At 70.2% G+C, this 26,470-nt stretch carries 25 protein-coding genes and 2 pseudogenes; 18 read left to right on the forward strand and 9 right to left on the reverse strand.

Translation table 11 applies throughout. The features are described 5' to 3' along the window. Positions 1 to 61 precede the first annotated feature (61 nt). Entirely contained in the window at positions 62 to 1,273 is a 1,212-nt protein-coding gene (locus MJQ72_RS32400) for an MFS transporter (RefSeq protein WP_240594791.1), read from the forward strand. A 141-nt stretch (positions 1,274 to 1,414) separates the two neighbouring features. Next, positions 1,415 to 2,629: a GGDEF domain-containing protein gene (locus MJQ72_RS32405; protein ID WP_240594792.1), complete on the forward strand. Its 1,215-nt coding sequence runs from the start codon at positions 1,415 to 1,417 to the stop codon at positions 2,627 to 2,629. A 69-nt stretch (positions 2,630 to 2,698) separates the two neighbouring features. Here the strand turns inward: MJQ72_RS32405 and MJQ72_RS32410 are convergent, their stop codons facing one another. Beyond that, on the reverse strand, positions 2,699 to 4,051 hold the full coding sequence (locus MJQ72_RS32410) for a TrpB-like pyridoxal phosphate-dependent enzyme (RefSeq protein WP_240594793.1): 1,353 nt from the start codon (positions 4,049 to 4,051) through the stop codon (positions 2,699 to 2,701). A gap of 76 nt (positions 4,052 to 4,127) precedes the next feature. Here MJQ72_RS32410 and MJQ72_RS32415 point away from each other — a divergent pair, with 76 nt between their 5' ends. From MJQ72_RS32415 to MJQ72_RS32425, 3 genes are read left to right on the forward strand one after another with little or no spacing between them, the layout of a single operon-like run. Further along, on the forward strand, positions 4,128 to 5,012 hold the full coding sequence (locus tag MJQ72_RS32415; RefSeq protein ID WP_240594794.1) for an arginase family protein: 885 nt from the start codon (positions 4,128 to 4,130) through the stop codon (positions 5,010 to 5,012). Then, positions 5,009 to 5,698, forward strand: a complete 690-nt coding sequence (locus tag MJQ72_RS32420; protein WP_240594796.1) for a dienelactone hydrolase family protein — start codon at positions 5,009 to 5,011, stop codon at positions 5,696 to 5,698. Before MJQ72_RS32415 ends, MJQ72_RS32420 begins: the two co-directional genes overlap by 4 nt. Positions 5,699 to 5,747: 49 nt before the next feature. Continuing rightward, the gene (locus tag MJQ72_RS32425) at positions 5,748 to 6,542 is read left to right on the forward strand and encodes a PIG-L family deacetylase (protein WP_240594797.1); all 795 of its coding nucleotides are present in this window, start codon (positions 5,748 to 5,750) and stop codon (positions 6,540 to 6,542) included. Between the two features lie 69 nt (positions 6,543 to 6,611). On the opposite strand, the gene MJQ72_RS32430 is transcribed toward MJQ72_RS32425, so the two are convergent. Continuing rightward, the gene (locus MJQ72_RS32430) at positions 6,612 to 7,010 is read right to left on the reverse strand and encodes a RidA family protein (protein WP_063272729.1); all 399 of its coding nucleotides are present in this window, start codon (positions 7,008 to 7,010) and stop codon (positions 6,612 to 6,614) included. A gap of 57 nt (positions 7,011 to 7,067) precedes the next feature. Here MJQ72_RS32430 and mtnA point away from each other — a divergent pair, with 57 nt between their 5' ends. Next, a complete protein-coding gene (mtnA, locus tag MJQ72_RS32435) occupies positions 7,068 to 8,033 on the forward strand; it encodes an S-methyl-5-thioribose-1-phosphate isomerase (RefSeq protein WP_240594798.1) in 966 nt (321 codons plus the stop codon). Here the strand turns inward: mtnA and MJQ72_RS32440 are convergent. From MJQ72_RS32440 to MJQ72_RS32450, 3 genes are read right to left on the reverse strand one after another with little or no spacing between them, the layout of a single operon-like run. Beyond that, complete coding sequence (locus MJQ72_RS32440) at positions 8,030 to 9,250, reverse strand: GNAT family N-acetyltransferase (RefSeq protein ID WP_240594799.1); 1,221 nt, start codon at positions 9,248 to 9,250, stop codon at positions 8,030 to 8,032. The two genes, mtnA and MJQ72_RS32440, sit on opposite strands and share 4 nt — an antisense overlap. A 54-nt stretch (positions 9,251 to 9,304) precedes the next feature. After that, positions 9,305 to 9,520 (reverse strand): ferredoxin, encoded by a 216-nt coding sequence (locus MJQ72_RS32445; RefSeq protein WP_240594800.1) that lies wholly within the window; start codon positions 9,518 to 9,520, stop codon positions 9,305 to 9,307. Between the two features lie 2 nt (positions 9,521 to 9,522). Next, positions 9,523 to 10,713: a cytochrome P450 gene (locus MJQ72_RS32450; protein ID WP_240594801.1), complete on the reverse strand. Its 1,191-nt coding sequence runs from the start codon at positions 10,711 to 10,713 to the stop codon at positions 9,523 to 9,525. A 112-nt stretch (positions 10,714 to 10,825) separates the two neighbouring features. Between MJQ72_RS32450 and MJQ72_RS32455 the strand changes: the two genes are divergently transcribed. Then, entirely contained in the window at positions 10,826 to 11,392 is a 567-nt protein-coding gene (locus MJQ72_RS32455) for a TetR/AcrR family transcriptional regulator (protein ID WP_240594802.1), read from the forward strand. Between the two features lie 40 nt (positions 11,393 to 11,432). After that, positions 11,433 to 12,335 carry a phosphotransferase gene (locus tag MJQ72_RS32460; protein ID WP_240594803.1) on the forward strand — a complete coding sequence of 301 codons (903 nt, stop codon included), beginning with the start codon at positions 11,433 to 11,435 and terminating at the stop codon, positions 12,333 to 12,335. Here the strand turns inward: MJQ72_RS32460 and MJQ72_RS32465 are convergent. Both MJQ72_RS32465 and MJQ72_RS32470 read right to left on the reverse strand, forming a co-directional pair. Beyond that, positions 12,316 to 13,518, reverse strand: a complete 1,203-nt coding sequence (locus tag MJQ72_RS32465) for a cytochrome P450 (RefSeq protein ID WP_240594804.1) — start codon at positions 13,516 to 13,518, stop codon at positions 12,316 to 12,318. The genes MJQ72_RS32460 and MJQ72_RS32465 overlap by 20 nt on opposite strands. 45 nt (positions 13,519 to 13,563) lie before the next feature. Beyond that, complete coding sequence (locus MJQ72_RS32470; RefSeq protein WP_240594806.1) at positions 13,564 to 14,118, reverse strand: TetR/AcrR family transcriptional regulator; 555 nt, start codon at positions 14,116 to 14,118, stop codon at positions 13,564 to 13,566. A gap of 52 nt (positions 14,119 to 14,170) precedes the next feature. On the opposite strand from MJQ72_RS32470, the gene MJQ72_RS32475 reads away from it, so the two are divergent. Then, a complete protein-coding gene (locus MJQ72_RS32475; protein WP_240594808.1) occupies positions 14,171 to 14,716 on the forward strand; it encodes a hypothetical protein in 546 nt (181 codons plus the stop codon). Between the two features lie 42 nt (positions 14,717 to 14,758). Here the strand turns inward: MJQ72_RS32475 and MJQ72_RS32480 are convergent, their stop codons facing one another. After that, on the reverse strand, positions 14,759 to 17,524 hold the full coding sequence (locus MJQ72_RS32480) for an FAD-binding and (Fe-S)-binding domain-containing protein (protein WP_240601473.1): 2,766 nt from the start codon (positions 17,522 to 17,524) through the stop codon (positions 14,759 to 14,761). A gap of 95 nt (positions 17,525 to 17,619) precedes the next feature. Between MJQ72_RS32480 and MJQ72_RS32485 the strand changes: the two genes are divergently transcribed. The 7 genes and pseudogenes from MJQ72_RS32485 to MJQ72_RS32515 all read left to right on the forward strand — a co-directional run bounded on the left by MJQ72_RS32485 (position 17,620) and on the right by MJQ72_RS32515 (position 24,464). Next, positions 17,620 to 18,798, forward strand: coding sequence for a GAF domain-containing protein (locus tag MJQ72_RS32485; RefSeq protein WP_240594810.1), 1,179 nt, complete (start codon positions 17,620 to 17,622; stop codon positions 18,796 to 18,798). Next, positions 18,753 to 19,409, forward strand: a complete 657-nt coding sequence (locus tag MJQ72_RS32490) for a response regulator transcription factor (RefSeq protein ID WP_240594811.1) — start codon at positions 18,753 to 18,755, stop codon at positions 19,407 to 19,409. Before MJQ72_RS32485 ends, MJQ72_RS32490 begins: the two co-directional genes overlap by 46 nt. A gap of 202 nt (positions 19,410 to 19,611) precedes the next feature. Continuing rightward, a complete protein-coding gene (locus tag MJQ72_RS32495) occupies positions 19,612 to 20,421 on the forward strand; it encodes an ABC transporter ATP-binding protein (RefSeq protein ID WP_043848629.1) in 810 nt (269 codons plus the stop codon). Further along, a pseudogene (locus MJQ72_RS32500) lies at positions 20,418 to 21,193 on the forward strand (ABC transporter ATP-binding protein). Before MJQ72_RS32495 ends, MJQ72_RS32500 begins: the two are co-directional and overlap by 4 nt. Next, a complete protein-coding gene (locus tag MJQ72_RS32505; protein ID WP_240594813.1) occupies positions 21,190 to 22,068 on the forward strand; it encodes a branched-chain amino acid ABC transporter permease in 879 nt (292 codons plus the stop codon). The pseudogene MJQ72_RS32500 and the gene MJQ72_RS32505 overlap by 4 nt, the downstream one beginning before the upstream one ends. Further along, positions 22,061 to 23,217 (forward strand): annotated as a pseudogene (locus tag MJQ72_RS32510) (branched-chain amino acid ABC transporter permease). The gene MJQ72_RS32505 and the pseudogene MJQ72_RS32510 overlap by 8 nt, the downstream one beginning before the upstream one ends. Beyond that, positions 23,214 to 24,464, forward strand: coding sequence for an ABC transporter substrate-binding protein (locus tag MJQ72_RS32515; protein WP_240594815.1), 1,251 nt, complete (start codon positions 23,214 to 23,216; stop codon positions 24,462 to 24,464). Before MJQ72_RS32510 ends, MJQ72_RS32515 begins: the two are co-directional and overlap by 4 nt. Here MJQ72_RS32515 and MJQ72_RS32520 read toward each other — a convergent pair. Further along, positions 24,406 to 25,464, reverse strand: a complete 1,059-nt coding sequence (locus MJQ72_RS32520) for a Glu/Leu/Phe/Val dehydrogenase dimerization domain-containing protein (RefSeq protein ID WP_240594817.1) — start codon at positions 25,462 to 25,464, stop codon at positions 24,406 to 24,408. The two genes, MJQ72_RS32515 and MJQ72_RS32520, sit on opposite strands and share 59 nt — an antisense overlap. Before the next feature lie 112 nt (positions 25,465 to 25,576). Between MJQ72_RS32520 and MJQ72_RS32525 the strand changes: the two genes are divergently transcribed. Both MJQ72_RS32525 and MJQ72_RS32530 read left to right on the forward strand, forming a co-directional pair. Further along, positions 25,577 to 26,056, forward strand: coding sequence for an Lrp/AsnC family transcriptional regulator (locus MJQ72_RS32525; RefSeq protein ID WP_240594818.1), 480 nt, complete (start codon positions 25,577 to 25,579; stop codon positions 26,054 to 26,056). Positions 26,057 to 26,188: 132 nt separating this feature from the next. Next, positions 26,189 to 26,458, forward strand: coding sequence for a hypothetical protein (locus MJQ72_RS32530; RefSeq protein ID WP_037346685.1), 270 nt, complete (start codon positions 26,189 to 26,191; stop codon positions 26,456 to 26,458). The last annotated feature ends 12 nt before the right edge of the window (positions 26,459 to 26,470 follow it).

A 26,470-nucleotide genomic window follows, 5' to 3' on the forward strand; every position in this document is an offset into this window, starting at 1 on the left:
CCACCCGCGCCCGGAGCGGTACGCTCAGTGACTCACTCGATCGGGCGGGGGTGGTCACCTCGTGGAATCCCAGGCGACCTTCCGGCAGATCCTCGCGGTCGGTGAACTGCGGGCGATCTGGTTCGCGGAACTCCAGTCCATCCTCGGTGACCAGGTGGCCAGGGTCGCCCTGTCGGTGCTGGTGTTCCAGCGCACCGGTTCGGCGACGTGGCCCGCGCTGACGTACGCGCTCACCTACCTCCCCGATCTGGTCGGCGGACCGTTGCTCGGCGGTCTGGCCGACCGGTACCCGCGCCGCGCGGTGATGGTCTGCTCCGACGTCGTCCGCGCGCTCCTGGTCGCAGTGCTCGCCGTCCCCGGCATCCCGTTGCCCGTGCTCGCCGCCGTGCTGGTGGTGGTGCAGCTGGCCAACGCGCCGTTCACCGCCGCGCAGGCCGCGGTCCTCCCGTCGGTGCTCAGCGGGGACTCCTACGTGCTCGGCCAGTCCCTGCTGAAGATCACCAACCAGATCGGCCAGCTCGCCGGGTTCGCGCTGGGCGGCGCGGTGATCGCCGCGATCGGGCCGGGCCGCGGGCTGACGCTGGACGCGGTGACGTTCGCCGTCTCGGCGATCGTCCTGCGGCTGGGTGTCCGCGCGAGGCCCGCGACGGGGGCGGAAGGCCCCGCGAAGTCGACCCTGCGGCGGCTTTCGGCCGGCGCCAGGACGATCTGGCGTGACCGCCGATTGCGCGCGCTGGTCGGCCTGGCCTGGCTGGCGGGTTTCGTGATCGTGCCGGAAGGGCTCGCCGTGCCGTACGCCGCGGAGATCGGCGGCGGGCCGGTGACCGCGGGGCTGCTGCTCGCGGCGCATCCCGCGGGGATCGTGCTCGGGGCGTTCGCGCTGGGCCGCCTGGTGCGGCCCGAGGTCCGGTTGCGCCTGGTCGGCGCGCTGGCGCTCGGCGCGATCGTGCCGCTCGCGGCGTTCTGGTTCCGGCCATCGCTCCCCTACGCCGCCGGACTGCTCGTGCTGTCCGGGATGTGCGCGGCCTACCAGGTCACCGCGAGCACCACGTTCATGCGGTTGGTACCCGACACCGAACGAGGCCAGGCCTTCGGCCTCGCCGGGTCGGGACTCATCGCCGTGCAGGGAATCGGGCTGATCGCCGGCGGCCTGCTCGTCGGCGTGCTCGGTTCACCGGCGACGACGGTCTCGGTCATCGCACTCGCCGGTCTCGTAGTGGCTGTTCCGGCCACCCGGGCTTGGCGCCACGTGGCCCCACCGCACCCCCTTTAGACCGGAACCCGGTACTCACCAGTTCTGCCCGCGCATAGGGCTCACCCCCTCCGCATTCCCGCTCCCGGTCACGCGTGGTGCACCCACGCCTACCCATACAGCGTAGTGACACCTAGTATCCAACCGATTACGTTCGTCTCCGTGGCGCTAACGAATTGGGCGCTGTGGCGGCTACCCAACCGTGGTTTGATCGGCTTCGTCCTCCTGGTGGACGTCGCGGCGATCGCCGGATCCGCCTGGTCTTTTGTCCGGGTGCCGTTCACCGAGGGCGACGCCCTCCCCTTCGCGATCCTGATCCTCAGCGCCGTGCTGTACACGGAATTGTCGCGTCCGGTGGAGCGAGTCCGCGAACGGTTCGCCGGGACGCCGCACATCTCGCTCGACAGCGTGTGGACCTTCGCCGCCGTGCTGCTGGTGCATCCGGCGCTCGCCGCGCTGGTCATCGCCGTGTCGTTCTTCTACCGCTGGTTCCGCGGGCAGCCGAACCCGTTGTTCCGGCGGATGTTCTCCACCTCGGCGACCGTGCTCTCGGGGTTCGCGGCGGCCGCCTACCTTTCCCGCTACGCGGTCCCGTTCGACGTGCTCCCCCGCGACGCCTCGTCGTTCGGTGCGGTGGTCGCGGCGGGCGGGGTGTTCCTGCTGGTCAACACCGCGCTGATGACCGTCGCGGTGTACTACGGCACCCCGCACGAACGCCTGCGCGACGCGCTGGCGAAGCCGTTCGAGTACGCGCTCGAAGCGGCGACGATCGCGCTCGGCGTCATCGTCGCGTGGGCGCTGCGGGACTGGCCGGTGGTGCTGCTGCTGGTCGTCGGGATCACGCTGGTGCTGCATCGCGGTGTCCTGCTGCGGCAACTGAAACGGCAGGCGCGCAGCGACGCCAAGACCGGGCTGCTCAACGCCAAGGCGTGGCGTGAGGCCGCGGCCGACGAACTCGACCGCGCGCGGCGCGCGGGGCGGCACACGAGCCTGCTGATGGTCGACGTCGACCGGTTCAAACTGATCAACGACCGGCACGGGCATCTGGTCGGCGACCGGTATCTGGCGGCGATCGCGGAAACGCTGCGCACCGAGGTGCGGGGCACGGATCTGGTCGGGCGTTTCGGCGGCGAGGAGTTCGTCGTCCTGCTGCCCGGCACACCCGCCGTGCACGCCCACGCGATCGCGGAACGGATCCGGTCGAGTGTGGCTTCGCGCGCCGGCGACCTGCCCGAACACGTCACCGTGTCGATCGGCCTCGCCGACCGGCCGGGCGTCGCCGATCTGGACACGGTGCTCGCCGTCGCGGACCGGGCGCTGTACGAGGCCAAGAACACCGGGCGGAACCGGACTTCGGGCTACCAGGTCACCGGCTGACCCCCGCGTTTCGTCCTCTGAATGCGGTCCTTGCGCGTGCAACTACCGCGTTCAGAGGACGAAACGCGCTCAGGGGAGGCCGGCGAGGGACTTCTCCAGGACTTCGTCCGGCAGCGCGTGGTCGGAGATGTCGCCCGCCAAGTACGCCCCGTACGCCGGGAGATCGAGGTGCGCGTGCCCGCACAGCGCGGTCAGGATCACCTTCTCCTCCCCGGTTTCCTTGCACCGCAACGCTTCCTGGATGCACGCCGCGAGCGCGTGGGTCGGCTCGGGCGCGGGGATGATGCCCTCCGTCCTGGCGAACCGCACGCCCGCGGCGAAGCAGTCCTCCTGCCCGATGGCGACCGCGTCGATCAGCCCGAGTTCGTAGATATGCGAGATCAGCGGTGACATCCCGTGATAGCGCAGGCCACCGGCGTGGATGGGGTCGGGGATGAAGTCGTGACCGAGCGTATGCATCTTCAGCAGCGGTGTCAGCCCCGCGGTGTCCCCGAAGTCGTACGCGTACTTCCCTCGGGTGAGCGTTGGGCAGGCGGCCGGTTCGACCGCGCGGATCACCGGATCCATCCGCCCGGCGAGCTTCTCGCGCAGGAACGGGAAGGCGAGCCCGCCGAAGTTCGACCCGCCGCCGGTGCAGCCGACGAGGACGTCGGGCGTGTCCCCGGCCAGCTCGAACTGCTTGAGCGCCTCTTCGCCGATGATCGTCTGGTGCAGCAGCACATGGTTGAGCACGCTGCCGAGCGCGTAGCGCGTGTTCTCCGCCTGCGCCGCCTGCTCGACCGCCTCGCTGATCGCGATACCGAGGCTGCCGGTCGATCCCGGGTCGGCGGCCAGGATCGCGCGGCCGGATTCGGTCAGCTCGGACGGGCTCGGGTGCACCGTCGCGCCGAAGGTCTCCATCATCAGCTTGCGATACGGCTTCTGGTCGTAGGAAGCGCGGACCTGCCACACCTCGCACTCGAGCCCGAAGACGGCGGAAGCGAACGCGAGCGCGCTCCCCCACTGCCCGGCGCCGGTCTCGGTGGTCAGCCTGGTGACGCCCTCGGCCGCGTTGTAGAACGCCTGCGGCACGGCGGTGTTGGGCTTGTGCGAGCCGACCGGGCTGACGCCCTCGTACTTGTAGTAGATGCGGGCGGGGGTGCCGAGCGCCTTCTCCAGCCGCCTCGCCCGGAACAGCGGCGACGGACGCCACAGCCGGTAGACGTCCAGTACCTCTTCCGGGATGTCGATGTACCGCTCGGTGCTGACCTCTTGGGCGATGAGCGCCTGCGGGAACAGCGGCGCGAGGTCGTCCGGGCCGACCGGTTCACGGGTGCCGGGATGCAACGGCGGTGGCGGCGGCTCCGGGAGATCCGGGACGACGTTGTACCACCTGGTCGGCATATCGGCTTCGTCGAGGATGTATTTGGTCCGCTCCGCCATTGAGCCTCCTCCGTCCGTCCCTTCAACCTAAAGGGACGGACGGCGTGACACCAGAGGTCGCTACTACGGTGTGCACATGGGGAATTTCGTACTGCTCGACGCACCGTCCAATCTCGGACTGCGCCCGCCGGCCGAAGGGGCGGTCCCCGGCTGCCACAAGGCACCGGGCGCGCTGCGTGACCACGGCCTGCTCACCCGTTTGGGGGCAACCGACGGCGGCGTCGTCACCCCGCCGCGGTACCTGCCCGACTGGTCACCCGGGAGCGGCGTGCGGAACGCGGCCGGGATCGCGGCCTACACCGCGGCCCTCGCCGGACGCCTCGCGAAGATCCGCGCGGACGGCGGCTTCCCGGTGGTGCTCGGCGGCGACTGCTCGATCGCGCTCGCCGCGATGCTGACGCTGCGTCGCGAAGGCCGCTACGGCATCGTCTACTTCGACGGGCACGACGACTTCCGCCATCTCGGCAATTCCGAGCACGTCGCCAACGTGGGCGGCGAGGCCCTCGCCGTCGTCACCGGCCGGGGCCAACCGGAACTGGCCGATGTGGACGGTCTGAATCCCTATGTCCGCGACGAAGACGTCCTCGTGCTCGGCGTTCGCGCGGAGGAATCCGCCGAGGCGCGGGAAGCCGGGCTTCGGATCGTGACCAGCCAGGAGATCATGGCGTCCGGCACCGACGGCGCGCTCGCCGCCGCCCGGGAGATTTTCGCGCCACTGGACGGTTTCTGGATCCACATCGACATCGACACGCTCGATCCGGAGTTCGTGTCCGCTGTGGACAGTCCCGATCCCGGCGGGCTCAGCCCGGACAAGCTCGTCGAACTGCTCCGCGGCCTGCTCGCGATCCCCGGTGCCGCCGGGCTGGAGCTGACCATCTTCGATCCCGACCTCGACCCCGACGGCACGCAGGCCGCCCTCGTGACGGACTGCCTCGTGCGCGCACTGGAAGGAACCCGATGACCGAGGTGACCGTCGCCGACGGCTCGTTCGACGCCCCGCTCTGGCTGCCCGAATCCGGCTCCGGCCCGGGCCTGGTGCTGATCCAGGAGATCTTCGGCCTCGACGACTACCTCAAGTCGGTCGCCGCCGACCTGGCCGCCCTCGGCTACGTCGTCGCGGTGCCCGAACTGTTCTGGCGGATCTCCCCGGGCTGGTCGGCCACGCACGACGAGGCAGGCGTCTCGGCGTCGATGGCCGTCGCCGGCCAACTGGACCCGGCGAGCGCCGTCACCGACGTGCTCGCCACTCTGGCGACGCTGCGGGCGCTGCCCGAAACCGACGGCCGCGCGGGCGTCTTCGGCTTCTGCCTCGGCGGCTCGATGGCCTACGCGGCCGCCGCCGAAGGCGACCCGGACGTCGCGGTCTCGTACTACGGCTCGCGCGTTCCCGAGCAGCTTCCGTTGCTGGACGAGATCACCTGCCCGATCCAGTTCCAGTTCGGCGGCGCGGATCCCTACATCCCCGTCGAGGGGGTGCGCCGCCTGGCCGACGCGGTCGCCGCTCACGACGGGGCGGAGATCCACATCCACGAGGGCGCGGGGCACGCGTTCCACAACCACGTGGCGCCGATGTTCCATCAGCCGGAGCCCGCCGCGGCGGCCTGGGCGCTGACGCTGGAGTTCCTGGGGCGGACCTTCCCGGCTTGAGGTGGCCGGACACCGGAATATGTCGGTGCCTCCCGGTAGTTTCCCCACCATGGCCACATTGGTGAGTTTTCACGCCCACCCCGACGACGAGTGCATCGTCGCGGGTGGCGTCATGCGCAAGGCCTTCGAGGAAGGTCACCGTGTCGTGCTCGTCGTCGCGACCAGGGGGGAGGTCGGCGAGGTGCCGGACGGTTTCCTCGACGACGGAGAGGAGTTGTGGCAGCGCCGCGTGCAGGAGACGCACGCATCCGCCGAGGTCCTGGGGGCCAAACGCGTGGAGTTCCTGGGGTACACCGATTCCGGCATGATGGGCGAGCCGCGCAACGAAGTGCCCGGCACGTTCTGGCAGGCCGACGTCGAGGAGGCCGCGCAGCGGCTGGCCGCGATCCTGCGCGAGGAGGAGGCCGACGTCCTGACCGTCTACGACGACAACGGCGGCTACGGGCATCCGGACCACATCCAGGTGCATCGCGTCGGGATGCGCGCGGCCGAGCTGGCGGGCACGCCGCGGGTCTACGAGGCGACCAGCAACAGCGACGAGATGCGCCGCGGCATGGAGGAGGCGGTGCGGACCGGGCAGATGAAGGCCGAGGACCTTCCCGATTTCGAGGACGGGTCCGAATTCGGCAAGCCGGAGGCGATCCTGACGGCGAGGGTCGACGTCACCGCGTACCTGCCGGCCAAGCGGGCCGCGATGCGCGCGCACGCCAGTCAGATCAGCGAGGATTCGTTCTTCCTCGCGATGCCCGACGAGGCCTTCGCGCAGGCGTTCGGCGTCGAGTGGTTCATCCGTGCCGGGCAGGGTCCGGGCATCACGGAGACCGACCTCATGGCGGGTCTCTGAGTTCCTCGTGAGTGGCTAGGACGGCTCTAACCGTCCTAGCCACTCACGAGGCGCAAGGCGGCAGCGGGGTCAGGCCGTGGCGGCGGTGACGTCGAGTTCGACGAGCTGCCCGGGGTAGCCGAGCTGCGCGACGCCGAGCAGGGTGCTCGCGGTGGTGAAGGCCTCCCCGATCGCCGACTCGACGAACCGGTCCCACACCGCCGAAAGCACGTCCGCGTCCGGCGTCACCACGTAGATCACCGTGCGCACCACGTCCGCCGGGGTCGCCTTGGCGAAGGCGAGCGCGGCGGCGGTGTTCGCGACCACCTGGTCGACCTGGGCGAGCACATCGCCTTCGACGACCTTGCCGTCTTCGGTGAGCGGGCACTGGCCGGCGAGGTGGACGTCCCTCCGGCCTTCGACGATGGTCACGTGGTGGTAGGTCGGTGTGGGGTGCAGACCGGGCGGATGGTGGCGTTCAATGGTCACGAACCGCATCCTCACCGAGGCGGTCGCGACGGGACAACCGGATTTCACGGGGGAGCCATGCGCAGGACGATCGACTGGACCGGGGACGCGGTCACGATCATCGACCAGACCCTCCTTCCCGCCGAGTATCGCGTGCTCGAACTGCGCACGGTCGGCGAACTCGTCGCCGCCATCCAGCGGCTCGCGGTGCGCGGGGCACCGGCGCTCGGCGCGGCGGGGGCGCTCGGCGTCGTGCTCGCCACCCGCGCGCAAGGCGACGTCGAGGCCGAGGCGCGCCGCGTCGCCCAGGCCCGGCCGACCGCGGTCAACCTGAGCTGGGGCGTCTCCCGCGCCCTCGCGAAGCTGCCGGAGGGGCCGGAAGCCGTCCTCGCCGAAGCCCTCGCGATCCTCGACGAGGACGAACGGATCAACCACGAAGCCTCCCGGCTGGCGGCGGACGTGGTGATCGAACACTGCGGGCGGCGGCCGTTGCGGCTGCTGAGCCACTGCAACGCCGGTCACCTCGCGACAGTCGCCTGGGGCAGCGCGCTCGGCGTCGTCTGGCATCTGCAGGCCCGCGGCCTGGTCGAGTCCGTGCTCGTCGACGAGACCCGGCCCCTGCTGCAGGGCGCCCGCCTGACCGCCTGGGAACTGGCCGAAGCCGGTGTCCCGTACCGGATCCAGCCCGACGGAGCGGCCGCCGCGGCGATGAGCCGCGGCCTGGTCGACTGCGTGCTCGTCGGCGCCGACCGGATCGCCGCCAACGGCGACGTCGCCAACAAGATCGGCACCTACGGCCTGGCGATCGCGGCGAAGCACCACGGAATTCCCTTCGTGGTCGTCGCCCCTTCGTCCACTGTGGACACCGCGATGTCGGACGGCGCCGGGATCGTGATCGAGGAACGCGATCCCGGCGAGGTCCTGGCCTTCGGCGGTACGAAGGTCGCGCCCGAAGGCGCGGAGGTGTTCAACCCGGCCTTCGACGTGACGCCGCACGAGCTGATCACCGCGGTGGTGACCGAACAAGGAATCCTGAAGGCCTAGAAGGATTCCAGGCAGGAGGGCTCACGGTCGCCGGCGAACGCCGCCGTCGCCCGCGAAACCGCGCCGGCGGTCCGCTCCTTGATCCGGCCCGCCGCGGACAGGGTGCTCGGCCTGGTGCCGCCGAGGAAGATCGCGCCGAGGTCGGTGACGTCCAGTTCGAGATCCGGCGCGTCCTCCACCCGCGTCACCTCCGCGTGGCCGTCCGCGCCGGCGACGAGCCGCCAGTTCCCGGTGTTCCACGGGCAGAAGGCGTCGCGGACGCCGAACACCAGGTCCACCGGGGCGTTGTAGTGCCGAGTGACCAGGGCCCGATCGACGTCGACGAGCCGCAGCCACAGGGAGTCGCCACCGGACCGGGTCATGGCGCGCGGGTTGGCGAGCAGATGGACGAGCGGTTCGTCGAGGGCGGCCAGCACCTCCACCGTGACGACGAGGTCGTAGTCGAGCAGGAAGCGGTACAGCGTCGCGTACGCCTCCGGCGTGGTCGCGACCAGCTCCTGCACGCTCAGGATCCCTCGCGGGCCTTCCTCGTTCCAGTCGTTCTTCACCCGGTAGATCACGTAGCCGTCGGGCAGGACGGCGAACCGCAGCGCGGTCGCGCCGTTCCTCCGCCGCTCCGGGTCGTCGAGGTTGAACTCCCACGTCGCCCCGGGCCGGTCCAGCGCGCCGACCCGTTGGGGCGCTTCCTTTTCGTAGATCGCCTTGATCAGCGGGATCGCCTGCTCGCGGCCGACTTCGCGTACTCGCTCGGCTTCGAGTTCGACACCGGGCCGGAACGCGGACTTCGCGCGGATCTTCGCGCGGTAGAACTGCGCCGCGAGCCCGTAGCCGAAGCGGGGGTAGATCACGGCTTCCGACGCCCACAACGCGGCGATCGGTTCGGCGCCGTCGTCGTGCAGGCCGTGCAGCTGCGCCCGCATGACCCGGGTGAGCGCGCCCCGCCGCCGATGCCCCGGGGCGACGCCGACCGACGTGATCCCCGCGAACGGTGTCGGCCCCGCACCGGGAACGGTGATCTTCCTGGTGAGGATCTCCCCCATCCCGATCAGCTCGTCGCCGTCGAAGACGCCGTGTGAACGCTCGGGTTCGAACACCAGCCCTTCGCGGTATTGGAACCCTTCCGAGGGATCGGCGAGGAAGGCACGCGCCAGCATGTCCGAAAGTGCGGGCAGGTCGTCGGTGGTCAGGGTGCGGAGGGTCAAGCCGTCGTCGCTCACCCTGTTCGTCCTACGCCCCTTCACCGGCGACCGCCACGCATTAAAGAGCGGTCATCAGGGCCGCGGCCCGATCACCTCACCCTTTTCGGTCACCTCGATGGCCATCGCCGGGCAGGAATCCGCCGCGTCGAGCACCGTCTCGTCCGGATCCACCTCCCCTTTGACCACCGTCGCCACGGCGCCTTCGAGTTCGAAGACCTCCGGCATCAGCGCCGCGCACATCCCCGAGCCGATGCACGTGTTGCCATCGACGTCGACTTTCCAGCTCATGCTCACCATCCGATCGGCATGGAGCGGGGGCCCCGCACCAGCATCTGGGTCTTCCACACGATATCGCCGTCGAGGTGCAGTCCGGGGAGATCACGCAGCAGCGCCTTCAGCGCCTCCTGCAGTTCGAGCCTGGCCAGCGGGGCGCCGAGGCAGTGGTGCACGCCGTGCCCGAAACCGAGGTGGGGATTGGCCTCCCGGCCGAATTCGAGGGTTTCCGCCGAGGTGAACTGGAGCCCGTCCCGGTTGGCGGCGCCGATCGCGACCATCACCGGCTCGCCCTCCTTCACCAGCACGTCACCCACTTGGATGTCTTCGGTGGCGTAGCGGGCGAACCCGGCTCCCGCACCCAGGGGGACGAACCGCAGCAGTTCCTCCACCGCGGCCGGGATCAGATCCAGGTCCGCGCGAAGGCGGGCGAGCTGCTCCGGCTGTTCGAGCAGGGCGTAGACGAAGTTGGGGATCTGGCTGGCGGTGGTCTCGTGCCCGGCGATCAGGATGCCGATGCACATGTCGACCAGTTCCAGCTCGCTCAGCCGGTCGCGGACGTCGCGCGCCTCGATCAGCGCGGTCATCAGGTCGTCCTGCGGCTCGGCGCGGTGCTGCTCGACGAGCACGTGCATGTACGCCCGCAGCTCGTCCTGGTTGGCCATCATCTCTTCGGTGGTCAGCGGGCTGGTCGACAACGCGGCGTCGCTCCACACACGGAACTTCGGCCGGTCCTCGACCGGGACGCCGAGCAGTTCGCAGATCACCGCGACCGGGATCGGCAGCGCGTAGTCCTCGACCAGGTCCGCGGGCTGTCCCTTGGCCTTCATTTCCTCGATCAGGCCCGCCGCCAGCTCGGCGACGCGCGGTCGCAGCAGTTCGACGCGGCGCATGGTGAACGCCTTCGCGACCAGCGTGCGCAATCGGGTGTGATCCGGCGGGTCCATGCTCAGGATCCCACCGGGACGCCTGCCCGGTGCCATCCGCGGCTCGTCCTTCTCCGCCGCCATCGCACGGGAGAACCGCCGGTCGCCCAGGACGAAGCGCGCGTCGGCGTAGCGGGTGGCGAGCCACGCGGGCTCACCGTGCGGGAGCCGGACGCGGAGCATGCCCTTGGTGGCGCGGGCCGCGGCGTACGCCTCGTTGAGTTCGAGGCCGGCGTCCTCGTTGAAGGGATAGGCGACGAATTCGGTGTCTGTGGTGGTCATTTGTCCGGAAACCCCCCGGCTCGGCGGTTTGTAAGCAACTGCTTACAACGCTAACCATGATCACGGTGAGCGTCAATGCGCCTACCGTGCGACGCCCGGCTAGCCTTTGCCGATGACGGAAGAACCGCAGGTGCGCAAGCGCGACGCGGCCGCGACCAGGGCGGCCCTGCTCGACGCGGCGGCGGCTCTCTTCGCCGAACGCGGTTTCGACCGGACGACCGTGCGCGACATCGCGAAACTCGCCGGGGCCAACCAGGCCCTGCTGTTCCGCTACTTCGGATCGAAGGACGCGCTGTTCGAGGAGGTCCTGGCGCGCGGCGGACGCGAGCAGATCGCCACCACCCCACCGGACGAACTGCTCGGAACGGCGTTGCGCAGCATGCTGGAGTCCGAGCCCGGCCGCGACCGCACCCTCGACGCGTACCTGCGCTCGACGGGGCACGACAGCGCCGCGGCCGCGGTCCGGCGGCAGCTCGGCGAGGAGTACGCCAAGGTGCTCGCCACGCTGACCGACGCCGAAGACGCGGAGCTGCGGGCCGACCTGATCCTCGCCTGGCTGCTCGGGATCGGCCTGGTCCGCGACATCACCGGCAAGGAACCGCTGGCCAGCGCGGATCCCGACGACGTCTGCCGCCTGGTGCTCGGCGCGGCGCGGACCCTGCTGGAGCGCAGCGGGTAATTGCGTCGCCCTCCACGGCACGCTGTTCTACGGTCGTGCCGTGACCTCGTTCCCGCCCGCCGGCACCGAAGCCGAATTCGCCGCGCTGACCAGGCAAGACCTGCTCCCGGCCGTGATGTCGCTCGGCTTCGGCGAAGCCGTCCCGTTCACCGAGGGCTCCTTGCCGGTCTACGCCGTCGGCGACGATCTGGTGCTCAAGCTGTTCCCTCCGGTGCATCTCGACGAACTCCCCACCGAGCGGACGATGCTCGAGGTCCTGCACGGGAAACTGCCGATCCCGACCCCCGCCGTGCGCGACGTCGGCGAGCGGGACGGCTGGGGTTACGTGCTCATGGAACGCCTGCGCGGCGAAACGCTGAAGGACGCCTGGCCGAAACTGTCCACAGAGGACAAAGCCCGGCTCGCGCCCGAACTCGGCGAGGCGCTGGCCGCCCTGCATTCGCTGCACGACCCCCGGCTCGACGTCCTGGACCCGCCGGATTGGGCCGCGTTCGTCGCCGAGCAGCGCGCGAACGTCGTCGAGCATCACCGGCGGACCGGGCTCGGCGAAAGCTGGCTCGCCCAGATCCCGGCGTTCCTCGATTCCGTCGAGCTGGGCAGCCCGCCGGTCGTCCCGCTGCACACCGAATTCATGCGTGACCACCTCATGGTCGCCTTCGACGGCGGACGTCCGCGGCTGACCGGGCTCTTCGATTTCGAACCCGCCATGCGGGGCGCGGCCGAGTACGACTTCGTCGCCGTCGGCCTGTTCGTTTCCGGCGGGGACAAGGACTTCCTGCGACGGCTGCTGGCCGGATACGGCGTCGAGCCGGACGACGGATTCTCCCGGCGTTGCCTGGCGTACGCGCTTTTGCACGTGTACAGCAACTTCACCTGGTACCTCGGGGTCCTCCCCGCGCCGGAGGAACCGACGCTGGAGAGCCTCAGCCGCGCTTGGTGGTAGCCCAGGTCACCGGCACCGCCTCCGGGCCGCGGATCGAAAGCGGCGGACGCCAGGCGATGGCGGAGGCGGGAACCGCGAGATCCAGTCCCGGGAGCCCGTCGAGCAGGGTCCGGAACGCGATCTCCCCTTCGAGCCGGGCCAAGGCCGCGCCGAGGCAGAAATGAAGACCGTGCCCGAAGCCGAGTTGCGGCGCGTTCCGGCGCCGGATGTCGAACCGTGACGCGCCGGGGAAGGCGGCTTCGTCGCGATTCGCCGCGCCGGTGTGCGCCAGCACCGCCTCACCGCGCCGGACCCGGCCGGCGCTCAGCTCGACGTCGTCCAGCGCGACCCGGAGCAGCGACGCGTCGGCCGGTCCGTCGAACCGCATGATCTCCTCGACGGCCCCCTCGGTCAGGCTCGGATCCGAGCGTAGCGCGGCGAGCTGATCCGGATGTCCCGCCAGCAGCACGATCCCGGTCGCGATCAGGCTGACCGTGGTCTCGTGCCCGGCGAGCAGCAGCTGGGTGGCCAGATCGATCAGCTCGGCCTCGGTGAGCCGGTCGCCGTCCTCGTCGCGAGCGTGCACGAGGACGCTCAGCAGGTCCTCCCCCGGCGTCTCCCGCTTGACGGCGACGAGCTCCGCCATGTCGTCCGCCCCGTCACGCCGGGCCTGCGCCACTTCCGCCGGGCTGTACGCCATCGGCGTGACGATCACGCGCGACCACTGGCGGAACCGTTCCCTGCCTTCGAAAGGGACGCCGAGGATCTCGCACATGACCGCGGTGGGCAGCGGGAAGGCGAACATCTCCACGAGATCCACCGGCGGACCGTGTCCGGCCATCGCCCGCAGCAGCGTGTCGGCGATCTCCTGGATCCGCGGCCGGAGCCCGGCGATCCGGCGGACGGTGAAGGCCTGCGCCGTCAGCTTCCGCAGGCGCGTGTGATCCGGCGGGTCCATGTTCAGGATGCTGTGCTCGCCGGTGGAGAAGTCGCCCGGTTCGATGAGGCACGGCGCGCCCGGGGCGAGCAGGTTCCGGGAGAACCGCGTGTCCGAGAAGATCAGGCGGACGTCTTCGTACCGCGTCACCAGCCAGCCTTCGCAGCCGCTGGGGAAGACGACCCGGGACATCGGCGGATATTCGGCGTAGATCGCGCCCATCGGGGTCGCGGGGTCGTCCTTCGCCGCGGGATAGGTGGCTGTCATGGAGCATGATGATGAGCGGCGCGGCGGGCCACCGGAAGGCCCTTCTCACCGGGTGATAATCCCGCGCAGGAACTCCAGATAGCCCGGTCGTTCCGTGGCGGACAGCAGGGTCCCGCCGCTCGCCCGCTGCGCCTGGATCAACCCGATGAAGGCCGTGTAGGCCAGCAGACCCCGATGCCGGGCTTCGGTTTCCGGGCGGCCCATCTCCCGGAAGCACCGGACGATGAAGTCGACCCGCCGCGCGGTGACGTCCGCGAGCAGCGGGCCGATCACCGGGTCGCCGGCATGGGCGAGCAGGGCCAGCTCGGCCCGTTCGTCGTCCTTGCCGCCGAAGACGAGTTCGAAGAGCTCGCGCAGCCTTCGTTCCGGATCCGAGATCCCGTCCAGCAGGGTGATCAGCGCCTCGGTGTCGTGTTCGACCCACCGGCGCACGGCGGCCTCGACCAGCGCGTCCCGGTTCGCGAAATGCCAGTAGAAACTGCCTTTCGTCGTCCCGAGTTTCGCGGCGAGGGGCTCGACGGCGATCGCGCCGACGCCACCTTCGCACAGCGCTTCGAGCGCCGCGTCGGCCCAATCTTCCCGTGCGAGCTTCCGTTTCACCCGGCGTACGCTACCGTATGGAAAACCATACGGCACCGTACGGGAGGCGGACATGCCCTTCGGATCCCCCGCGAACTGGGGCGCGACCACGGAAGAACGCCGCCGCGCACAGCCGGCGGACACCCTGCTCGACGGCCCGGTCGCACGCTTCGACCGCGCGGTCACCGTGCGGGCGCCGGCCGCGCTCGCGTACCGCTGGCTCTGTCAGATCTCGGTCGCGCCCTACAGCTACGACCTGCTCGACAACTGGGGACGCCGCAGCCCGCGCACGCTCACCCCCGGCGCCGACGAACTCGCTCCCGGCGACAAGCTGATCGTGTTCGAACTGACCGAGGTCGAACGGGGGCACCAGCTCACCGGCCGCACCTTCGCCGAGTCCGAGAAGGTGTTCGGTCCGGTGGCCGCCACGTACTCGGTCGAGCCGATCGACGAGCGGTCGTGTCGCATGCTGTGCCGCGTCGTCGTGACCTCCGCGGGGTTCGGCGGACGCCTCAAGGAGTTCCTGCTCGGCTGGGGCGACCTGGTCATGATGCGGAAACAGCTGCTGACGTTGAAGAAGTACGCCGAACGGGACGCGCTGCTCGGTCACGTCTCGTGAGTGGCGAGGACGGTTCTAACCGTCCTCGCCACTCACGAGCGGCTAGGGCAGCGCGCGCCTCAACAGTTCCGCCAGGTGCACGGCCCGCCGCCCGTCGAGCTGCTCGATCTGCGTCCGGCAGCTGAAGCCGTCCGCGACCACCTCGGTGCCCTCGGCGGCGGCGCGGATCGCGGGCAGCATGCGGTCTTCGGCGCAGGCGACGGAAACGTCGTAGTGCCCGCGTTCGAAGCCGAAGTTGCCCGCCAGTCCACAGCACCCCGAGTCCATTGTGGAATTGTGGATACCCGCGGCGCGCATGGCGGCCTCGTCGGCGTCGAAGCCGAGCACGGCGTGCTGGTGGCAATGCACCTGGCTGAGCGTCTCGACGTCCAGCGAACGGAATTCGAGCGGCGAATCCTCGACGAGTTCGGCGAACGTCCTGGTGCGTTCGGCGAGCAGTTCCGCGACCGGGTCGCCGGGCAGGAGCGCCGGGAGGTCGCCGCGGAAGAGGGCGGTGCAGCTCGGCTCCAGCCCGGCGACCAGATACCCCGAGCGCAGATACGGTTCGAGCACGGAAAGCGTGCGGCGCAACACCTTCTTCGCCATGTCGAGCTGTCCGGTCGAAACCCAGGTGAGCCCGCAGCAGACACCGCGATCGGGCAGGACGACGTCGTAGCCCGCGGCGGTAAGCACCTCGGCGGCGGCGTCGAGGACGTCGGGCGTGAGGTAGTTGTTGAAGGAGTCGGGCCACAGCACCACGGGCCGGGAGCCGGTCGCCCAGCGCTTGAGGTCGGCGCGGCTTCGGGTGAACGGCGCCTTCGCGAAGGTCGGCAGCTCCCGTTCCGGCGCGATCCCGCCGAACTTCTTCAGCAGTCCGGAGAACCGGCGCGACATCGTGTTCGCCAGCCGGGGCGCGAGCGACGCCGCGCGCAGCCACACCGGCAGCCAGCCCATCGAATAATGCGACGCCGGGCGGATCCGCCCCTTGTGGTGCTGGTGCAGGAATTCCGCCTTGTACGTCGCCATGTCGACGTCGACCGGGCAATCGGACAGACAGCCCTTGCACGACAGGCACAGATCCAGTGCCTCGGCGACCTCCTCCGAACGCCAGCCGTCGGTGATCAGTTCGCCGTTCACCATTTCGGCGAGCAGATGCGCGCGCCCCCGCGTCGAATGCTTCTCCTCGCGTGTGGCGCGGTAGCTCGGGCACATCACGCCCGCTCCGGTGGTGTTGCGGCATTTCCCGACGCCGACACAACGCCGCATCGCCTGCCCGAAGCTCCCCTGGTCCTCCGGGTACGCGAGCGCGGTGACGTCTTCGAGCTCCAGTGGCGCGCGACGGACGCGGAGATCGGCGTCGACCGGCCTGGGGTTCACCAGGATGCCGGGGTTCATCATGCCCGCCGGATCGAAGATCCCCTTGAACCGCGCGAAAAGCGCGAGGATCTCGGGACTGTACATCCGGGACAGCAGTTCCGAACGCGCCTGGCCGTCACCGTGCTCCCCGGACAGCGAGCCGCCGTGCGCGGCGACCAGGTCCGCCGCCTCTTCCAGGAACGACCGGAATCCGGCGATCCCTCGCGGCGACAGCAGATCGAAGTCCAGCCGCAGATGCAGGCAGCCTTCGCCGTAGTGGCCGTAGACGACGCTCTTGCGCCCGTGCCGGCGCATGAGCTGCTTGAACTCCCGCAAGTAGGCACCCAGACGCTCGGGCGGCACGGCGGCGTCCTCCCAGCCCGGCCAGGCCTCCTCGCCCCCGGCCAGCCGGGTCGCGAGACCGGCGCCCTCCTCCCGGATCCGCCACAGCCGCTTCTGCGCCGCCGCGTCGTCCAGCAGCGCGGATCCGGTCAACGCGCCGCGCAGTCCGGCGATCAGCCCGCGTGCCTTGTCCGGATCCGCCATCTCGACGAACAACCAGGCGCCACCGGGCGGCAGGCCGTCGGCGCGACCGGGCTCCAGCAGGGCGACGAGATCCGCGTCGACGCCCTCGACGGTCAGCGGCGACCACGGCAGGATCGCCGGAACCGCGTCGGCCGCGGCGATGTCGGACTCGAAGCCGAGCACCGCGAGCACCTTGCGTTGCGGCACCTCGGCGAGCGAGACCGTCGCCTCCAGCACGGTGACGCAGGTGCCCTCGCTGCCGACCAGTGCCTTGGCGACGTCGAAACCGTTCTCCGGCAACAGGTGTTCCAGCCCGTACCCGGAGACCCGCCTGCTGAAGGAGGACAGTTCGGTGCGCAGCAACGCCAGGTTGTCCCGGACCAGTGCGCGCAGCTCGGAGAAGACCCGGCCTTCGGTGCCGGGCTTGGCCGCCCTGGCGTCCACTTCGGACGGTGAGGCCGGCCCGACGGTCAGCCGGGTGCCGTCGTAGAGCAGCACGTCCAGCTCCCGGACGACGTCGACCGTGCGGCCCCAGGCCACCGAATGCGAACCGCAGGCGTTGTTGCCGATCATCCCGCCGATCGTGCAGCGCGAATGCGTCGACGGGTCGGGGCCGAACCGGAGCCCGTGCGGCGCGGCGAGCCGCTGGAGGTCGTCGAGGACGGTTCCCGGGGCGACCCTCGCCGTGCGCGCCGCCGGATCGAGGTCGAGGACCCCGCCGAGGTGACGCGAGGTGTCGAGCACGACGCCCGGCCCACACGAGTTGCCCGCGACGCTGGTGCCGCCGCCACGGGCGATCACCGGCAGCCCGGCCCGGCGGCAGGCGGCGACGGCCTCGATCACCTCGTCGACGCTCCGCGGCAGCGCCACCCCCTTCGGCACGTGCCGGTAATTGGAGGCGTCGGTCGTGTACAGCGCCAGCGTCGCGGCGTCGGCCAGGATCTCCACGGGGTCCATTCAAGACAACCGCGGCCGGAAACGCATCGGTGAACCTCTCCGGACGGGTGTGTCGGAAACCACGTCCGATATGCGATCGTGAGCGCGTGACGGCGAGACGGCACGCCGCTGAAGACCTCGCCGCCGAGCACAGCGCGGTGCTCGGCGGGCTTCTTCGCGAGCGCGAGGAGCTGCTCGCGACCCTCGACCGGGTCGCGGCCCTCAACGGCACCGCGCGGCTGATCCGCGAGTCGATCGGCACGCATTCCGGCTTCGTGGCCGAGCTGGCCGGGCCCGAGCAGGCGGTGATCCGCTGGATGTCGGGCACCCGGACGGACGCCCTGCAGGATCTCGCCGTGCCGATCGGCCAGGGCATCGGCGGTCGGGTGCTCGCGCTGGGCAAGCCGGTGCGGGTGAACGACTACGTCAACTCGCCGAGTATCACCCACCAGTTCGACGCGCAGGTCCGCGGCGAGGGCCTCGCCGCGATGATCGCCGTCCCGATCTTCAGCGGGACCGAGACGGTCGCCATCGCGTACGCCGCCATGCGCGAGCGGCGCGACTTCGGCGACGACGCGGTCCAGTCCCTCGAAGAGATCGCCACCGAGGCCGGCCGGGCGCTGAAACTGGCGTCGGTCGCCGAAGCCGACCGCGAGACCGCGCTGTCCGCCGAACGGCTCCGCATGCAGAGCGCGCTGCACGATTCGGTCGGCGCGCTCCTATTCTCCATCGGCGTGCAGGTCCGGAACCTGCACGAGGACATCAGCGACAACCCGGCACTCGAATCGCGGCTGCGGCGGCTGGAGGGCGACGTGTCGGCCGCGTCGAGGGCGCTGCGCGAGTCGCTGCTGGCGTTGTCCGAGTCGAGCCCGGAACGCGCGCTGCCGGTGGAGCTGGCCGAGCACTGCCGTTCGTTCCAGGCGCGCTGCGGCGTCCCGGCGCGGTTCGTGCAGCTCGCGCCCGTCCCCCGGCTGGACGCCGAACGCACCGGCCTGCTGGTCGCGGCCGTCCGGGAGGGCCTGCTCAACGTGGAGAAACACGCCGAAGCGCTGTCCGTCGTGGTCAGTCTGCTGCCCAGTGAAGACGGCGTGCAGGTGGTCGTCGCCGACGACGGGACCGGTCATCGCGGCGACGACGCCGAGGAGCCCGAACCCGGCACCGGCATGGGGCTGCGCGCGCTGGCCGAACGCGCCGCACGGCTCGGCGGCCGGGTCAGCCTGGTCCGCGACGAGGACGACGGATGCACGCTGCGCGCCTGGGTGCCGGAACCGTGCCGTCGCCGGTGACGGTCCTCGTCGTGGACGACCATCCGGTGGTCCGCGACGGGGTGAGCCTGCTGCTGCGTTACGACCCGGCGATGACCGTGGTCGGCTCGGCCGAGACCGGCCGGTCCGCGATCCGGCGGGCCGGTGAGCTGAAGCCGGTGCTGATCCTGCTGGACCTGCGGTTGCCGGACATGCTCGCGCCCGAGGTCATCGCCGAGCTCCGCCGCGTGCACCCGGCCGGGCGGATCGTGGTGTTCACCGCGCACGGCGACCATCAGGGCGTGCGGGCCGCGCTGGACTCCGGGGCGCACGGCTGTCTGCTCAAGGACGTCGCCGGGACGGATCTGGTGGCGGCGTTGCGGCAGGTGCTCAAGGGTGAGCGCGTCGTCGATCCGCGGATCTTCCCCGACGACGGCCAGCGGTCCGTCGCGCTGGCCCGCAGCGGACTGACGCGGCGCGAGTACGAGGTTCTACGACTCGCCGCACAGGGGCAGACGAATCCGGAGATCGCGGAATCGACCGGGCTGGCGCGGAACACCGTCAAGACCTACCTTCAGTCCGCGCTGCACAAACTCGGCGCCCGGAACCGCGTCGAGGCCATCGGCAAGGCCTCCGAAGCCGGCCTCCTCTGAGCGGGGGCTGAAGGGCCCTTTCCCCGCATGCGACGTGGCGAAAGCTCCCTTCACCGCGTGAGATGCGGCGATGGGCCCCTTCAGCCCCCGTGTCCGTTTTGTAGCCGGGTGGGTCTCCAAGTGGGGGTAACGCGGCGGAGGGTGCCCACGCAGGATGACCGCCACCGATCGTGACTCGCGTCACACGAACGGAGGAGGCGGCTTGCTGAGTGTTCGTGATCTCCAGGTGCGGTACGGCCGATCGGTGGCCGCACTGCACGGGGTCGACCTCGACGTTTCACCTGACGGGGTGCTGGCCGTCCTCGGCAGCAACGGGGCCGGGAAATCGACCCTGCTGCGTACGGTTTCCGGCACGCTGCGTATGCACCGCGGCTCGGTTTCCGCCGGCGAGGTGCGCTACGACGGCAAACCACTGACCAAATTGGACCCCGCCCGCATCGTCGGTCTCGGCGTGGTCGGCGTCCCCGAAGGCCGCCAGGTCTTCGCGCGGATGACGGTCGAGGAGAACCTGCGCGCGGGCGGGATCGGCGCCCGCTCCCCCGAACAGCGCGCCGCCGCCCGCAAACGCGTCGACGAGCTCTTCCCTGTCCTGTCCGAACGGGCCAAACAGCGCGCGGGCCTGCTCTCCGGCGGCGAGCAGCAGATGCTCGCCATCGGGCGCGCGCTGATGTCCGGCCCGCGGCTCCTGCTGCTCGACGAACCTTCGCTCGGCCTCGCGCCGAAGATCGTCGAGCGGATCGGCGACATCATCCGCGAGATCCACGAGCAGGGCACCGCCGTGGTGCTGGTCGAGCAGAACGCCGTGATGGCGTTGCGCGTCGCCGATCACGCGATCGTCCTGGAGGTCGGCAGGGTCGCGCTGGCCGGGACGACGGCCGAGCTCGCGGCGAGCGAAGAAGTCCAGCGCCTCTACCTCGGCGGCCACGCCGAATCGCAGGCCACCGCCGAGGCCGAAGCCGCCGACGCCCGCAAGCACCTCGCGGGCCGGAGCCTGTCGAGGTGGGCCGGATGACCCCACCCGAGCTGAATGTCGAGAACGTGACCTTGCGCTTCGGCGGGATCCGGGCGCTGGACGACGTCTCGTTCACCGTCGCTTCCGGTTCGCTGCACGCGCTCATCGGCCCGAACGGCGCCGGGAAGTCCAGCTGCTTCAACGTGATCAGCGGCCTCTACCGGGCGAACAGCGGCCGGGTCCGGCTCGGCGACACCGTCCTTTCCGGACTCCCGCCGCATCGGCTGGCGCGGCTCGGGGTCGGCCGGTCGTTCCAGAACGCCGCCCTCTCCCCGGCTCGACGGTGCTCGACAACGTCATGCTCGGCCGCCACGCGCTGACCAAGGGCGGTTTCCTCGCCTGCGGGCTCCGTCTGCCGTGGACGGTCCGGGCCGAACGCCGCCATTCCGCGCGGGTGCGGGAGATCTGCGACTTCCTCGGCATCGGCGCGCTGGTGGACCTCCCGGTCGGCGCGCTGCCCTACGGCGCGGTGAAACGCGTCGACCTCGCCCGCGCGCTCGCCGTCGAACCGGTCCTGCTGCTGCTCGACGAACCCGCGGCAGGCATGAACGCGACCGAGACCGCCGAGCTGGCCGGCACGATCCGCGAAGTCCGTGACGAGCTCGGCATCTCGATCCTGCTGGTGGAACACGACATGGGGCTGGTGATGGGCATCGCGGACCGCGTCACCGTCCTGGACTTCGGCAAGCGCATCGCCGACGGCACCCCGGCCGAGGTCCAGTCGGATCCGGACGTGATCAAGGCATATCTCGGCACGGAGGCCACGGCGTGAACACATTCCTGCAACTCGTGGTGAACGGACTCGGCAAGGGCGCGGTGTTCGCGTTGCTGGCGCTGGGTTTCGTGATCATCTTCAAGGCCACCGAAGTGGTCAACTTCGCGCACGGCTCGCTCGTGCTCTTCGGCGGCTACCTGGTCGTCGTGACCCGCGACGCGCTCGGCTGGGCGGGTGCCTCGCTGGTCGGCATCGTCTCGGCGGGCCTGCTCGCCCTCCTGCTGGAACGGTTCCTGCTGTCCCGCTCGCGGCACGCGGACGCGAACAGCCTGGCGTTGCTGACCATCGGCGTCGACGTGATCGTCACCGAGGAGATCGTGCGGCGGCTCGGCGTCACGCTGCCGTTCCTCGGCGACGCCTGGGACGCGCAGCCCTTCCAGCTCGGCGGGATCACGCTGTTCCGCACCCATCTGGTCGCGCTGGTCGTCGCCGCCGTGCTGATCACCGCGTTCACGCTGGCGTTCAAGTACTCGAACTGGGGCGTCGCGATGCGCGCCCAGGCCGAGAACCGCGAAGCCGCCGCGCTGATGGGCATCCGCAGTTCCCGGGTGACGGCGACCGCCTGGGTGGTCGCGGGTGTGCTCGCCGGGGTCGCGGTGCTCTTCATCGCCACGCAGGACTTCTCCGGCGCGGGGCTGTCCCGCGGCACGCACTCCATCGCGCTCGCGGCGTTCCCCGCGGCCATCCTCGGCGGGCTGGACTCGACGGCGGGCGCGGTGGTGGGCGGCCTGGTCGTCGGGCTGGTCGAGGCGCTTTCCGCGCAGTACGTGTCGTTCGACTTCTCCAAGAGCGCGGTCTTCCTGGTGATGCTCGTGGTCCTGGTGGTGCGGCCGTCGGGGTTGTTCGGGACGAGGGAGAGCACCCGTGTCTGACACCGCCGTGAAAACCCCCGCCGCCGCCCCGACGGCCCCGCCCCGAAACGCGATCGGGGCCGCCTCCTCAAGGCGCTGGCCTGGGCCGCGCTGCTGGTCGTCCTGCTCGCGATCCCGCTCTACCTCGACGCCGCCTGGCTGAAGGCCGGGCAGTACATGATGATCGGCGGCGTCGGCGCGATCGGGCTGACCCTGCTGGTCGGGCAGGCCGGGCAGTTGTCGCTGGCGCACGCGTTCTTCCTGCTCGCGGGCGCGACCGGGTACACCGTCCTTTCCGGACCGGCCGACGACGAGCGTGTGTTCGGGCTCGGGCTCGATCCCGGTCTGTCACTGGTCGGCGCGGTGGTCATCGCCGCGCTGCTGGGGCTGGCGTTCGCGCCGGTCTCCGGACGGCTGCGCGGGATCTACCTCGGGGTCGCGTCGCTTTCGCTGGTGTTCCTCGGGCTCTACTTCGGACAGTCGGCCGAGACGCTGACCGGCGGGACGTCGACCGGGCGCACCCCGGAACCGTTCTCGCTGTTCGGCTTCCCGTTCACCAACGGCGGCCCGGAGATCGAGCTGATGGGCGTGCCGATCCGGCAGGCGGAACGGCTCTGGTACCTGTTCCTGCTCCTGACCGTGCTCGCGTTCGTGGTCGCCAAGGCGGCGGTGCGCAGCCGGGTCGGCCGGTCGTGGCGCGCGGTGCGGGACAACGAGGCCGCCGCGTCCGTGATGGGCGTCAGCGTCACGCGGGCCAAGGCGGGCGCTTTCGCGGTCTCCTCGGCGTACGCGGGGCTCGCGGGCGCGATGACCGTGCTGTGGTTCGACATCCTCAAACCCGACGAGAGCGAATTCGGCACGTACGGCATCAACATCTCCATCGCCTTCCTGGCCATGGTGATCATCGGGGGACTCGGCTCGGTGCCCGGCGCGCTGGTGGGCGCGCTGATCGTCAACGGGCTGCCGCAGGTGCTTTCGCTGTACTCCGCCGATCTCGGCTGGTTCTCCGGAACCGGGGACGGCGCCTTGACCCCGATCCTGGTCAGTTCGTTCGTCTACGGCGCCGCGATCATCCTCGTGGTGCTCTTCGAACCGGGCGGACTCGCCGCGATCGGTCGACGGATCACACCCGCCAGGAAACCTCATCTCCCGGAGGAGCAAGACAAATGAAGCGCATCTATCCGGCCGTCGCGCTGGCGGCGGTCCTCGCCCTTTCGGCGTGCAGCACGAAGGCGGGCGACTCGGGGTCCTCGGGGGCGGACGGTTCGGGCGTCAAAACCGACAAGGGGGCCACGGCCTCCGAGATCACCCTCGGCGTGATGACCGACAAGACCGGGGTGTTCAAGAACCTCGGGCTCGGCATCACGCAGGGGAACGAGTTGTGGGCCAAGGACTTCAACGCCGCGGGCGGGGTGTGCGGCCGTCAGGTCAAACTCGAGACCGTCGACCACGGCTACAAGGCGGACACGGCGAAGACGCTGTATCCGCAGATCGAGCCGAAGGTCCTCGGCTTCGTGCAGCTGCTCGGCTCCCCGGTGGTGGCCGCGCTGAAACAGAACATCGCCTCGGACAAGACCGTCGCGGCGCCCGCGTCGTGGTCTTCGGAACTGCTCGACAACCAGTACGTGATGATCGTCGGGACGACGTACGACCTGGAGATCATCGACGGGCTGTCGTACTTCCAGGAAAAGGGCCTGGTGAAGGACGGCGACACGATCGGGCACGTCTACATCGACGGCGAGTACGGCAAGAACGGCCTGCGCGGCTCGCAGTACTACGCGAAGAAGCACAACCTGACGGTGAAGGAGGTCAAGATCACCTCCACCGACAACGACCTCACCAATATCGTCACCGGGCTCAAGGGTGACGGCGTCAAGGCCATCGTCCTGACCACTTCCCCGGCGCAGACCGGTTCCGCGCTCGCGGCGAACAAGGCGCTCGGGCTCGACGTGCCCGTGCTCGGCAACAACCCGGTGTTCGACCCCGTGCTGCTGAAGAGCCCGGCGGCGAACGCGCTCGACAAACTGACGATCGTCGCCAGCAGTGTCCCGTTCTCCGCCGACATCCCCAAGGCCAAGGAAGTCGCCACGAAGTACAAGGCGGCGTACAAGGAGACCCCGAACGGCGGGATCCCCTACGGCTACGCGGTCGGCGAGGTGTGGGGCGCGGTGCTCAAGAAGGCCTGCGAGAACAAGGACCTCACCCGCGACGGCATCGCGGCGGCGCTGAAGCAGACGACGTCGGCGAGCACGGGTGACCTCGTGGCGGCGCTGGACTTCTCGAAGCCGGGCACCCCGGCGACACGTCAGGTGTACGCGGCGACTCCGGACGCGTCGGCCGAGGGCGGGGTCCGCTACGTCAAGCCGCTGTTCGAGGCTCCCGAGGCGAAGGAGTACGTAGCTCCGCACCAGAAGTGAGTCTTGCTTCGGCGAGTGCGTCCGCTTCGGCCAACGGCGTGGTGCCGTTGGCCGAAGCGGCGTCGAGGATCTCTCGCGTGGTCTTCTCCAGTGCCTCGACGCGGGTGAGCGCCTCGGCGTGCGTGAGGTTCTCCTTCTCGCGGCCGAGGGTGTAGACGACTCCCCCGGCGCTCGCGACGAAGTCCGGGATCCACAGGACTCCCCGGGCGGCGAGATCGTCGGCCACGGTGTCGTCGGTGAGCTGGTTGTTGGCCGGGCCGACGACGAGCGGCGCGGCGACCTCGGTCCCTGGTCCGAAGACCCCGCCCACGGCCGCGGGGATCAGGACGTCGGCCTCGGTACCGAGCACCTTCTCCGGCTGGACCACGGACAGGCCTTGTCGCCGGGCGGCGGCGAGGCGTCGTTCGTCCACATCGGACACGACGACTTCAGCGCCTTGTGCGGCCAGCGCGCCGGCCACGTGGGCGCCGACCGAGCCGTAGCCGCTGATGACCACCTTGCGGCCCTCCATCCCGTCGTCGCCGAAGACGGCCCGCGCGCCCGCTCGCAGGGCGGCGAGCACGCCGACGGCGGTCGGCCCGCTCGACGAACCGGTGCCGCCGTGCTCCTCGGGCAGGCAGAACACGTGCGGGGTCCGCTCGCGCAGCACGAGCATGTCCGCCGGACCGGTTCCGACGTCGGGACCGGCGAGATACGCACCGTCGAGTGACGCGATGAGGTCGGCGTGGTCGAGCAGGATCTCGCGCCTCAGCTCGGCGGACGGCACGCCGTCTAGCGCGACGACGCTCTTGCCGCCACCGAAGTCCAAGCCCGCGACCGCGCATTTGCGGGTCATCGCCGCGGACAGCCGCAGGACGTCGTCGATCGCGTCGTGGACGCGCGGATAGACCTTGAACCGGCAGCCGCCGACGGCCGGGCCGAGCGTGCTCGAATGCACGGCCACCATCGTCGTCACCCCGGACCGGCGGCCCCGCCGGACGACCAGCTCCTGTACGGACATCTGGCTTCCCTTCCACGCGTTTAGTCGACTGATGGCGCCGAAGTTAGGCTGATTCCCAGATCGATCGAGTGTTTGCCGAACGATATTCGGCAGACCGGACGAAGGGACGGGCGTGGACGAACTTGATTCGGCGATCATCCGGGAACTCCAGGCGGATGCGCGGCAGTCGAACCGCGACATCGCCCGCAAGGTCGGCGTCGCGCCGTCGACCTGCCTGGAACGGACCCGGCTGCTGCGGGAGCGCGGCGTCATCCGCGGGTATCACGCCGACATCGACCTGCGCAGCCTCAACCGCGGCGTGCAGGCGATGGTCTCGGCGCAGGTGCGGCCGCTGAGCCGGGAGGTGATCGATTCGTTCCAGCGTTCGGTCGCGGAACTGCCGGAGGTCCTTTCGGTCTTCGTCACCGCCGGCAGCGACGATTTCCTGATCCACGTCGCCGCGCAGGACGTCGATCAGCTCCACGCATTCCTGGTGGATCGATTGGCGAAACGGAAAGAGATCATCGGCTTCCGCAGTTCGATCATTTTCCGGCACCTTCGCAAGACCGAGCTGGAACCCCTTCCGAACCGAATACCGGGTGACACCCCCTAGGTCCTTACCCCGGAATACCCGACACACCACCCCTAAGTACGCCCGAAATCCAAGACTTCGCATCGGAGGAGACGGAAACTGTCGGGGGTATGGGTTTCACTGTGTACAGCGGAAACGGAAAGGAGGCGCGCCATGGACGTTCGGACAGGCCTGAACCATCGTGAGCGGGCCACCCTGAGAGCCGTGGCCGAGGGCCACGCCGAGATCAGCTGCAGCTGCGAGCCGGACCTGTTCGTCGACGGTCTCGCCTGCTGCGACCAGCACACCGCGCATCGCCTCGCCCACCTCGGCCTGGTGATGCCCGCACGGGGCGGCCGATGGGGCGAGCGTGTTCCCGCCCTGCTCACCGAGGCCGGAGCGGTGGCGCTGGAAGGCGCGTTCCCGCCGCTGGCCGCGGCCTAAAACCGTTTGCGG

Source organism: Amycolatopsis sp. EV170708-02-1 (genome assembly GCF_022479115.1).
In the GTDB taxonomy this organism is placed as follows: Bacteria; Actinomycetota; Actinomycetes; order Mycobacteriales; family Pseudonocardiaceae; genus Amycolatopsis.